A 9,555-nucleotide genomic window follows, 5' to 3' on the forward strand; every position below is an offset into this window, starting at 1 on the left:
CCCCGCCACCCGCGGGGCGCTTCGGCCCCTTCACGGGGCGCCACGGCCGCGCCCCTCGCGCCGATGCTCGCCGAGAACGGCACCGCCGGGGTCGCGCGGGCGCTGAGCGATCCGTCCTGGGTCGAGGTGAAGTGGGACGGCATCCGAGCCCTGGGCACCTGGGCCGACGGACGGATGCTCCTGCACGCGCGGCGCGGCACCGACATCACGACCCGCTATCCGGAACTCACCGCCGACGGCGCCCCTTTCCTGCCCGTCGCCGACGCGATCGTGGACGGGGAAATCGTGGCGTTCGACGGCCAGGGACGCCCGAGCTTCTCCCTGCTGCAGAACCGCATGCATCTGACCCGTCCGCGCGAGATCGAGCGGGAGGTGGTCCGCACGCCGATCGTGTACATGCTCTTCGACCTGCTGCGCCTCGACGGGCACGATCTCACGGGCATGCCGCTGCGCGAGCGCCGCATCCTGCTCGAAGACGTCGTCGCGGGTCTCGACGCCCCGATACAGATCCCTCCGGTCTTCGACGACGTCGACGCGGCCCTCGCTGCCAGCAGGGAGTTCGGTCTCGAAGGCGTCGTGGTGAAGGACCCGCAGTCCCGTTACCGCCCGGGGCAGCGCAGCCCGTCCTGGCTGAAGCTCAAGCACACGCGCATGCAGGAGGCCGTGATCGTCGGGATCCGGCCGGGCAAAGGCGATCGCGAGAGCACACTCGGCTCGCTCCTGCTCGCGGTGCCCGACCGCTCCGGCGGCCGAGGCGGATCAGCGCCGTTGCGCTACGTCGGGAGGGTGGGAACCGGATTCACCGACCGCATCCTCCACGATCTGCTCGCACGCCTCGACCCGCTGCGCAGGGAGACAGCGCCCCTCGACGGCGTGCCCGCGCCCGACGCGTCCGACGCGCTCTGGGTGCATCCCGAGCTCGTGGGCGAAGTCGAGTTCGCCAATTGGACCCCCGATGGGGTGCTCCGACACGCACGATGGCGAGGGTTGCGGCCCGACAAGGAGCCGGACGACATCGTCGTGGAGCGCTGACCACTCCCCCGCACCGGAGCGTTCGGAGCGTTCACGCGTGGTGCGGCTCGCAGTCCGACTTCTCAGCCGGCTCGATCTGGAACGTCGAATGCTCGACATCGAAGTGATCGGCCAAGCACGCCTGCATGTCGGAGAGGAGCTGCGTCGACCTCCCGTCGGCGAACAGCTGCGGCTCGACGGTGACATGCGCCGTGAACACCGGCGCGCCCCGCGTGAGCTGCCACACGTGCACATCGTGCACGCCGACCACACCGTCGTACCCCAGCAGGTGGGTGCGGATGTCGCTGACGGCGGTGCCCTTGGGCGCCGACTCGGCGAGGACCGAGAACACTTCGCGCAGCAGCGCGATCGCTCGCGGGATGATCATCGCCGCGATGAACAGGGAGGCGATCGCATCGGCCGGCATCCATCCCGTCAGGAGGATCACGATCGCGGCGACGATGACCGCGGCGGACCCGATCAGGTCGCCCATCACCTCGAGATAGGCACCACGCACATTGATGCTCGTGCGCTGCGCACGGCTGAGCAACCACATCGAGACGGCATTCGCCATCAGGCCGACGACGGCGACCACGAGCATGAGCCCGCCGGCGACCTCGACGTCGCCGGGGTTCAGCAGGCGGCCGATGCCCTCGATCGCCACCCACGTGGCCAGGGCGATCAGGATCACGGCATTGATCAACGCGCCGAACACCTCGGCGCGTTGATACCCGAAGGTCCGTCGATCATCGGCTGGTCGCGCGGCCACGGTCGCGGCGATGAGCGCGATCACGAGCGCGGAGGCGTCCGTGAACATGTGCGCGGCGTCGGCGAGCAGGGCGAGCGAACCGGTCAGGATCGCACCGACGACCTGCACGACCATCACGGTCGCCGTGAGCGTCAGCGAGATCGCCAGCAGGCGTCGACTGTTGGCCGAACGGATGCCGCCGGCGGCGGGTGCGTGATCGTGCATGCCCCCAGGCTAGACCGGGAATCACAGCCGGAAGGCCTGTTCGCGCTAGTCGGGAAGGGTAACGATTCTCAGCGTCACCAGCGGTTCACCGACGGGTGCGCACGTAGGTGAGCACGACGCATCCGTTGTCGAAGGTCCGGGCTTCCTCGAGGTCGAACGACTTCGGCGCGAACGCGAACCTCGCCATCGGGATCCCGTCTCCCGCGATCACCGGATACTTCTTGACGATGAGGCGGTCGATCTCGTCGATCAGCGCTCCGGCGAGCACAGCGCCTCCGGCGAGGTAGATCCCCAGCCCGTCCTCGGCCTTCACCTGCCGCACGCGTTCGACCGGATCGGTGCGCACGATCTCGACGTTCGGATCCGCGGGATCGGCGAGCGTGCTGCTGAACACGATGGTGCGCAGGTGCGCGTACGGGTCGGTCACCCCCACCTGCAACGCCGGCTCGTAGGTCCGGCGCCCCATGACCACCGTGTCGAACTGCGTCACCGGAGCGTCTGCCCCTCCGCGCCCCGCGCGGGCGAAGGTCGGCTGCACGTCGGCGAACTCCGTGCCGAGCGACTCGGCGAACGCCGGGGTGACGGGATAGAAGTCGACCTCGTCCGCGGGGCCCGCGATGAAGCCGTCGAGGGAGACACCGATGTAGTAGGTCAGTTCACGCATGCCTTCACGATAAGCACGACACGTGAAGTACGTCAACCGTAGTGGTTACGCTTCTTCGGCCGTCAGAGTGCAGCGAGCACCGGCAGCAGTTCCGCGAACGCACGCGCACGATGCGACTGCGACTGCTTCTCCTCCGCACTGAAGTCGCCCACCGTACGCTCCTCGCCGTGCGGCTGACCGTCGGGGATGAAGATCGGGTCGTAGCCGAAACCACCGCCACCGGACGCCTCGTGTGACAGACGCCCCGGCCACCGGCCTTCGACGACCTGCTCCCGGCCGTCGGGCATCACCAGGGCGATGGTCGAGGTGAAGTGCGCGGTCCGATGCGGGTCGGCGATGTCGCGCAGCTGATCGAGCAGGAGCGCGAGATTCGCCCCGGCATCCTTCTTCTGGCCCGCCCAGTACGCGGAGAAGACCCCGGGCGAACCGCCCAGGACGTCGACGCAGATACCGGAGTCGTCGGCCAGAGCGGGGAGCCCGGTGTGCGTCGCCGCCGCCCGCGCCTTGATCAGTGCGTTCTCGGCGAAGGTCACGCCGTCCTCGACCGGTTCCGGGCCGTCGTAGCCGACGACCTCGAGGTCGGGTCGTGCCTGCGCGACGATCTGCTGGAACTCCGCGACCTTGTGCGGATTGTGCGTCGCGAGGACGACCTTCATCGTCATTCCCCCGCCAACGCGGCGAGCTGCTTGCCCCTCAGCTCGTCGCATCCGGACACCCCGAGCTCGAGCAGCGCATCCAGTTCGCGCTTGTCGAACGGCGCCCCCTCGGCTGTGCCCTGGACCTCGACGAACAGTCCGCGGCCCGTGACCACGACGTTCATGTCGGTCTCGGCGCGCACGTCCTCGACGTATGCCAGATCGAGCATGGGCTCGCCGTCGATGATCCCGACCGACACCGCGGCCACGGAGTCGAGCAGCGGCGTGGAGTTCTTGCCGATGAACTTCTTCTCGCGCCCCCACTCGATCGCGTCGGCCAGCGCGACGTATGCGCCGGTGATGGCCGCGGTACGCGTGCCGCCGTCCGCCTGCAGCACGTCGCAGTCGATGACGATCGTGTTCTCGCCGAGCGCCTTGGTGTCGACCACGGCGCGAAGGGCACGACCGATGAGCCGGGAGATCTCGTGCGTGCGTCCGCCGATGCGCCCCTTCACGCTCTCGCGGTCATTGCGGCTGTTCGTGGCGCGCGGGAGCATGGCGTACTCGGCCGTGACCCACCCCTTGCCCTTGCCGGTCAACCAGCGCGGGACGCCGTTGGTGAACGAGGCGGTGCACAGCACCTTCGTGCCGCCGAAGCTGATCAGGGCCGAACCCTCGGCCTGTGCGCTCCAGCCGCGCTCGATGGTGATCTCACGCAGCTGATCGGTGGAACGGCCGTCGACGCGGACGATGTCGGTCATGTGCTTCTCTCGGGTCAGGGTGATGCGTCGAGTCGGGATGGCTCGACACGGTGTTACTCGAAGGTGTGCTCGGGAAGGGTGATCACGCCGGTCTGGACGAGCTGCACGTCGCGGACCTCCCGGCCCATCAGGCGATTGGCCAGCGCGGTGAAGTCATCGGCCGAGACGCCGGTGGCCTCGTAGACATAGGTGGCCGTGGCATCGGGCGGTGCGAGCAGATCTCCCCGCACCAGCTGGCGGTAGACGTCGCCGGCGGTCTCATCGTCGCTGGAGACGAGCGTCACGCCCTCCCCCATCACGTAGCTGATCGCACCGCGCAGGAACGGATAGTGCGTGCAGCCGAGGACCAGGGTGTCGACGCCGGCGTCCCGCAGCGGGGCGAGGTACTCCTCGGCGACGGCGAGCACTTCGGGAGTACCGGTGATCCCCGCTTCGACGAACTCGACGAATCGCGGACAGGCGGCCGTGAACACCTGCAGCCGCTCGTCCACCTCGAGCATGTCCTGGTACGCGCGCGATCCGATCGTGCCGACCGTGCCGATCACGCCGACGCGCCCGTTCCTCGTGGTGGAGACGGCGCGGCGGACGGCGGGGCCGATCACCTCGACCACCGGGATGTCGTAGCGCTCGCGTGCGTCGCGGAGCATGGCCGACGACGCGGTGTTGCACGCGATCACGAGCATCTTCACGCCCTGCTCGACGAGTGTGTCCAGCACTTCGAGGGAATAGCGACGCACGTCGGCGATGGGCTTGGGGCCGTAGGGGGAATGGGCGGTGTCGCCGATATAGACGAACGACTCACGGGGCAGCTGGGCGCGGATGGCCCGCGCCACCGTGAGCCCGCCGACACCGGAGTCGAAGATCCCGATGGGCGCGTCGTTCATGACTCCCCAGCCTACCCGCGTGCGCACCTCCGCGTGCATCAGCACGCTCAGTAAGCTGAGCGCATGACCACGTCGACGGCGCTGCTCACCGACCGCTACGAGCTGACGATGCTCGCTGCCTCGCTCCGCGACGGGACGGCTTTCCGCCCGAGCGTCTTCGAGCTCTTCTCCCGCCGACTCTCCGGCGGCCGCCGATTCGGAGTGGTCGCAGGCACCGGACGATTCCTCGAACTGCTGCGCGAGTTCCGCTTCGGTGAGGACGAGCTTCGGTTCCTCCGCGACGAGCATGTGGTGGACGCGACATCGCTGAAGCACCTCGAGGAGTACCGCTTCACGGGCACGATCCGGGGCTATCGAGAGGGCGAGCTCTACTTCCCCGGCTCCCCCATCCTCACCGTCGAGGGAACGTTCGCGGATGCCGTGGTGCTGGAGACACTCGCCCTGAGCGTGCTCAACCACGACTCCGCCGTGGCCACGGCCGCATCGCGGATGAGCATCGCCGCGGGCGAGCGTCCGCTGGCGGAGATGGGCTCGCGCCGTGCTGCCGAACGTTCCGCGGTCGCCGCCGCACGCGCCGCGTACATCGCAGGGTTCAGCGCCACCAGCAACCTCGAAGCGGGGCGGAGCTGGGGCATCCCGACGATGGGCACCGCCGCTCATTCCTGGACGCTCCTGCACGACACCGAGGAAGAGGCCTTCCGCGCACAGGTCGACAGCATGGGCGTCGGCACGACGCTGCTCGTCGACACCTACGACATCCGGAACGGGGTCGAGACCGCGATCCGCGTCGCGGGCACCGACCTGGGCGGCGTGCGTATCGACTCGGGCGATCTCCCGATCGTCGCCGGTGATGTGCGCGTGCAGCTCGACGAACTCGGGGCGACGTCCACACGGATCACCGTGACGAGCGACCTCGACGAGTATGCGATCGCGGCACTCGCCGCGTCGCCGGTCGACGCCTACGGTGTCGGGACCTCGGTGGTCACCGGCTCCGGATACCCGACCGCGAGCATGGTCTACAAGCTCGTGGCGCGGCAGGACGCGGCGGGGGCCTGGATCGCGGTCGCCAAGGCGTCCGCGGACAAGGCCTCGTACGGCGGACGCAAGGCCGCGTTCCGGACGCTCGTCGACGGCGTCGCGACCGCGGAGACGGTCGTGGTCTCCGACGGCTTCGAGGAGCTGGACACCCCGGCCGAGCATCCCGACGGCCGCCCGCTGCAAGTGACGTTCGTCGAGGCGGGCGACATCGACACCGCACACGAGGGGACGGAGGGAACGGCGGCCGCGCGGACGCACCACCTGCGGGTGCGCGAGGAGCTTCCCGTACGCGCTCTCGCGCTCAGCAAGTCCGACCCGGCGATTCCCACCGTGTACGTCGAGGCCGACTGAGGTCAGCCGATCATCGACTCGTAGATCTCCTTGCACGTGGGGCAGATCGGGAACTTCTCCGGGTCACGACCCGGCGTCCACTTCTTGCCGCACAGCGCGCGCACCGGCTTGCCGGTGATCGCAGACTCGAGGATCTTGTCCTTCTTCACGTAATGCGAGAAGCGCTCATGGTCGCCCGGTTCGAGATTCTCCTCGCGGAGGAGCTCTTCCAGTTCGCGATCAAGCGTTGCCACGCCGCCCTGATCGGGGCTGTCCAGCGGAGTACTCATCCCGTGAGTCTAGCGGCGTCGAGCCCCCCGCGGGCGGGTGTCACGCGGTCTCGACGAACTCCATCAGCCGCTCGCCACTGCGTTCGAAGATGCGTCCGCCGATGACCGCACCCGCGGCGAGGACGGCGAGGCCGATGAGAAGGCCGACCCAGAACGTCGCCGGCGCATACGCTGAACCCTCGACGATCGTGGCCGCGAACAGCCAGATCGTCGGGACGCTGAGCACGATCGCGCCGAGGAACGCTGCAGCCGGCCCGTACGCACCGCGCGACGTCGGCCGCTGCGGCTGCTGGAACGGACTGTCGCCGGGACGGGAGACCGCGTACGGCGCGACCACCGAGACGATGCTCGAGATGCCCAGGGCGGAGAAGAGCAGGCTCGCTGCGAGGCCACCGAGCGGAAGGAGCAGACTCCAGTCTCCGATCAGCAGCAGCGAGAGCGGTACCGCGATCGCGAGGACCGGAATCGCGACGAGCAGCACGGGAACCAGTCGACCGAGGCGATCGGGAAGCCCACGCACGCCGCTCGCGACGTGGGTCCACAGTGCGGTCGAGTCGTAGGCGACGTCGTTGTGGGGCAGCCATCCGAAAAACAGTGCCATCACCGGCACCGGCACGAGCGCGGCGATCTCGACCGGCACACCGGCGACGATCAGCGGCAGCACCGTGAGCACACCGGCGACCGGGACGACGATGATGTTCATGATGTAGCGGCGATCCCGGAGCCAGTACACGAGGCTCCGCGAGGCGATCGCACCGAACGCGTTGGACGGCAGCAGCCCGAACCAGCCGAGTCCGGTGCGCTCTCTCGAGGCGACAGGACGCTCCGTGGTCGTGAGGAGGCGTCGCACGAGCCAGGTCCAGGCCGCCCAGAGGAGACCGACGGTGAGGACGGCGATGATGCCGCTGATCCAGGCAGCCGCGGTCTCGCCCGCCGCGGACGCGAAGAGGAAGGCGGGCGACGCCGCGAACGGGGTGAACCCGAGCACGGTCGACAACGTCGACAAGGAATCAGGCACGAGCCCGTCCCAGCGCAGGGAGCCGAGGAACACCGCCACGGGGAACGCGATCACGAGCAGAGCGAGGGCGAACAACGCCGTGAGCTCCCGGGACCGACGCTCCGGCAGCAGCAGGGCGTTGATGGCCATGCCGATCCGCGATATGAGCACGGTCGTGAGGATGCCGACGATCGTCATCAGCACCGCGAGGGGCCAGGGCGTGCCGTCTCCGATCGCGACGATGCAGACGCTCGTGTAGACGGCGACGAGGGCGAGACTGGGCACACTGACGAATGAGGCGAGGGTGAGCACCCACGGCATCCGGCGCTCGTCCACACCGAACACGGCGAAGCGTCGCGGGTCGAGCTGGTCGACCGCGCCGACGAGGATCGGGCCCACGAGGAAACCCAGGAGCAGCGCGGCTCCGCCGAGCACCGTGACCGCCTGCGCGACCGGGACGGGCGCACCCGACAGCGTGAACACGGCGATGCACACCACGGTCGTGACGGCGATGACGGCCGCGAACACGAGGAGCGTCCGAAACCGGCGTTCGCCGCGGAGCGACCCGAGAAGGAGAGCGAGCCTCAGTCGGAGAACGTGTGCAGCCACTCGAGCCCCTCCACCTCACCGCTGGAGCCGGCAAGTTCGACGAAGCGCGCTTCGAGCGTCTGCCCTGCGCGCACCTCGTCGATCGTGCCCTCGGCGAGCACTTCACCGCCGACGATGATGGCCACCCGGGAGCAGACACGCTCGACCAGATCCATCCCATGACTGGAGAGGATCACGGTCCCGCCGTGCGAGACGTAGGCGCGCAGGATGTCCAGGATGACCGCGGAGGAGACCGGATCGACCGACTCGAACGGCTCATCCAGCACCAGGACGCGCGGCGAGTGGATCATCGCGCCGGCGAGCATGATCTTCTTCGTCATACCCGCCGAGTAGTCCGAGACGACCCGGCTGAGAGCGTCACCGAGGTCGAATGCGCGGGCGAGATCGGCCGCACGCTTCTCGATCACGTCGGCGGAGAGCCCCCGAAGGAGTCCGTAGTAGTAGAGGAGCTGGCGTCCGGTGAGCCGGTCGAACGTCCGCAGCCGGTCGGGCAGCACGCCCATGAGCCGTTTCGCGGCCTGCGGCTGCGCGGCCTGGTCGACACCGCAGATCGTGACGCTGCCTTCATCGGCCCGCAGAAGGCCTGCGACGATCGAGAGCGTGGTCGTCTTGCCCGCACCGTTGGGACCGACGACTCCGTAGAACGAACCCGCAGGCACCGAGAGGTCGATCCCGCCGACCGCCCGGTTGTCGCCGAACTGCTTGACGAGGCCGCGGACGCTGACCGCTTCCCCGGCGGACGTCGCGTCGGTCCGTCCCGGGGCGTCGGCCACCGCATCGTCGGAGTCGGCGACAGCCTCGACGACTTCGAGCGTCGTCACCTCATCGGCTGCGTCGGCCTCGGCGACGAGCGTCTGCTCGGCGTGGTCCTCACCGCTCTCCGTTCCGGGCGCCTCCTGGTCGTCCACGGCCGGAACCGCAGCCACGGAGGCATCCGTCGTTGCCGATTCGGCCTCGGGGGCGGACTCGAGCTCGGACGACGGAGCAGACTCGGACGACGGAGCAGACTCGGACGACGGAGCAGACTCGGTCGCCGGAGCAGACTCGGTCACCGGCGAGTCTTCGATCACGAGGGCGGCATCGGTCTGCGCGGCCTTCACGTCATCGGCCTCGGCCTTCGCCTTCGCCGCAGCCGCCCTCGCCGCCGCCGACTTCTTCGCTGCCGCGGTCTTCGCTGCAGCCGTCTTCGCGGTCGTCGCGCGGGCGGTGGACTTGGTGGCGGCCGACTTGGCGGCTGCGGTCTTCGCCGCCGCCGTCTTCGCGGCCGTGGACTTCGTCGCGGGCGTCTTTCCCGCAGCCTTCGGCGCAGCCGCCTTCGCCCCGGTGACGGCGGCCCGCGGTGCGGCGACACGCACGGCCGCGG

The 9,555-nt window shown here is 69.2% G+C and carries 10 protein-coding genes; 2 read left to right on the forward strand and 8 right to left on the reverse strand.

Annotated elements, in window-relative coordinates:
* On the forward strand, nucleotides 1-1,032 hold a 1,032-nt coding region (gene ligD / locus L978_RS16850), incomplete at its 5' end, for a non-homologous end-joining DNA ligase (protein ID WP_047524451.1).
* A gap of 31 nt (nucleotides 1,033-1,063) precedes the next feature.
* Here ligD and L978_RS16855 read toward each other — a convergent pair.
* The 5 genes from L978_RS16855 to murI all read right to left on the reverse strand — a co-directional run bounded on the left by L978_RS16855 (nucleotide 1,064) and on the right by murI (nucleotide 4,928).
* Nucleotides 1,064-1,984, reverse strand: a complete 921-nt coding sequence (locus L978_RS16855) for a cation diffusion facilitator family transporter (protein WP_047524452.1) — start codon at nucleotides 1,982-1,984, stop codon at nucleotides 1,064-1,066.
* Between the two features lie 85 nt (nucleotides 1,985-2,069).
* Nucleotides 2,070-2,648, reverse strand: a complete 579-nt coding sequence (locus tag L978_RS16860) for a dihydrofolate reductase family protein (RefSeq protein ID WP_047524453.1) — start codon at nucleotides 2,646-2,648, stop codon at nucleotides 2,070-2,072.
* A 62-nt stretch (nucleotides 2,649-2,710) separates the two neighbouring features.
* A complete protein-coding gene (rdgB, locus tag L978_RS16865; protein ID WP_047524454.1) occupies nucleotides 2,711-3,310 on the reverse strand; it encodes an RdgB/HAM1 family non-canonical purine NTP pyrophosphatase in 600 nt (199 codons plus the stop codon).
* Nucleotides 3,307-4,044, reverse strand: a complete 738-nt coding sequence (rph, locus tag L978_RS16870; protein WP_047524455.1) for a ribonuclease PH — start codon at nucleotides 4,042-4,044, stop codon at nucleotides 3,307-3,309. The genes rdgB and rph overlap by 4 nt, the downstream gene beginning before the upstream one ends.
* A gap of 53 nt (nucleotides 4,045-4,097) precedes the next feature.
* Nucleotides 4,098-4,928: a glutamate racemase gene (gene murI, locus L978_RS16875; protein ID WP_047524456.1), complete on the reverse strand. Its 831-nt coding sequence runs from the start codon at nucleotides 4,926-4,928 to the stop codon at nucleotides 4,098-4,100.
* 63 nt (nucleotides 4,929-4,991) lie between these two features.
* Here murI and L978_RS16880 point away from each other — a divergent pair, with 63 nt between their 5' ends.
* Nucleotides 4,992-6,317 (forward strand): nicotinate phosphoribosyltransferase, encoded by a 1,326-nt coding sequence (locus L978_RS16880; RefSeq protein WP_047524457.1) that lies wholly within the window; start codon nucleotides 4,992-4,994, stop codon nucleotides 6,315-6,317.
* 2 nt (nucleotides 6,318-6,319) lie between these two features.
* On the opposite strand, the gene L978_RS16885 is transcribed toward L978_RS16880, so the two are convergent.
* Genes L978_RS16885 through L978_RS16895 form a run of 3 tightly spaced genes read right to left on the reverse strand, consistent with a single transcriptional unit; the run spans nucleotide 6,320 to nucleotide 9,547 of the window.
* Nucleotides 6,320-6,586: a DUF3039 domain-containing protein gene (locus L978_RS16885; RefSeq protein WP_026049764.1), complete on the reverse strand. Its 267-nt coding sequence runs from the start codon at nucleotides 6,584-6,586 to the stop codon at nucleotides 6,320-6,322.
* Between the two features lie 40 nt (nucleotides 6,587-6,626).
* Complete coding sequence (locus L978_RS16890) at nucleotides 6,627-8,192, reverse strand: hypothetical protein (RefSeq protein ID WP_047524459.1); 1,566 nt, start codon at nucleotides 8,190-8,192, stop codon at nucleotides 6,627-6,629.
* Nucleotides 8,168-9,547: an ABC transporter ATP-binding protein gene (locus L978_RS16895; protein WP_231555090.1), complete on the reverse strand. Its 1,380-nt coding sequence runs from the start codon at nucleotides 9,545-9,547 to the stop codon at nucleotides 8,168-8,170. Before L978_RS16895 ends, L978_RS16890 begins: the two co-directional genes overlap by 25 nt.
* Nucleotides 9,548-9,555: the final 8 nt, after the last annotated feature.

This window comes from Microbacterium sp. ZOR0019 (assembly GCF_000800925.1).
GTDB lineage: Bacteria > Actinomycetota > Actinomycetes > Actinomycetales > Microbacteriaceae > Microbacterium > Microbacterium aurugineum.

Coding starts and splice junctions, on each gene's coding strand:
- L978_RS16855 (WP_047524452.1), bottom strand. CDS start 1,984: ATGCACGATCACGCACCCGCCGCCGGCGGCATCCGTTCGGCCAACAGT.
- rdgB (WP_047524454.1), bottom strand. CDS start 3,310: ATGACGATGAAGGTCGTCCTCGCGACGCACAATCCGCACAAGGTCGCG.
- L978_RS16885 (WP_026049764.1), bottom strand. CDS start 6,586: ATGAGTACTCCGCTGGACAGCCCCGATCAGGGCGGCGTGGCAACGCTT.
- rph (WP_047524455.1), bottom strand. CDS start 4,044: ATGACCGACATCGTCCGCGTCGACGGCCGTTCCACCGATCAGCTGCGT.
- L978_RS16860 (WP_047524453.1), bottom strand. CDS start 2,648: ATGCGTGAACTGACCTACTACATCGGTGTCTCCCTCGACGGCTTCATC.
- L978_RS16880 (WP_047524457.1), top strand. CDS start 4,992: ATGACCACGTCGACGGCGCTGCTCACCGACCGCTACGAGCTGACGATG.
- murI (WP_047524456.1), bottom strand. CDS start 4,928: ATGAACGACGCGCCCATCGGGATCTTCGACTCCGGTGTCGGCGGGCTC.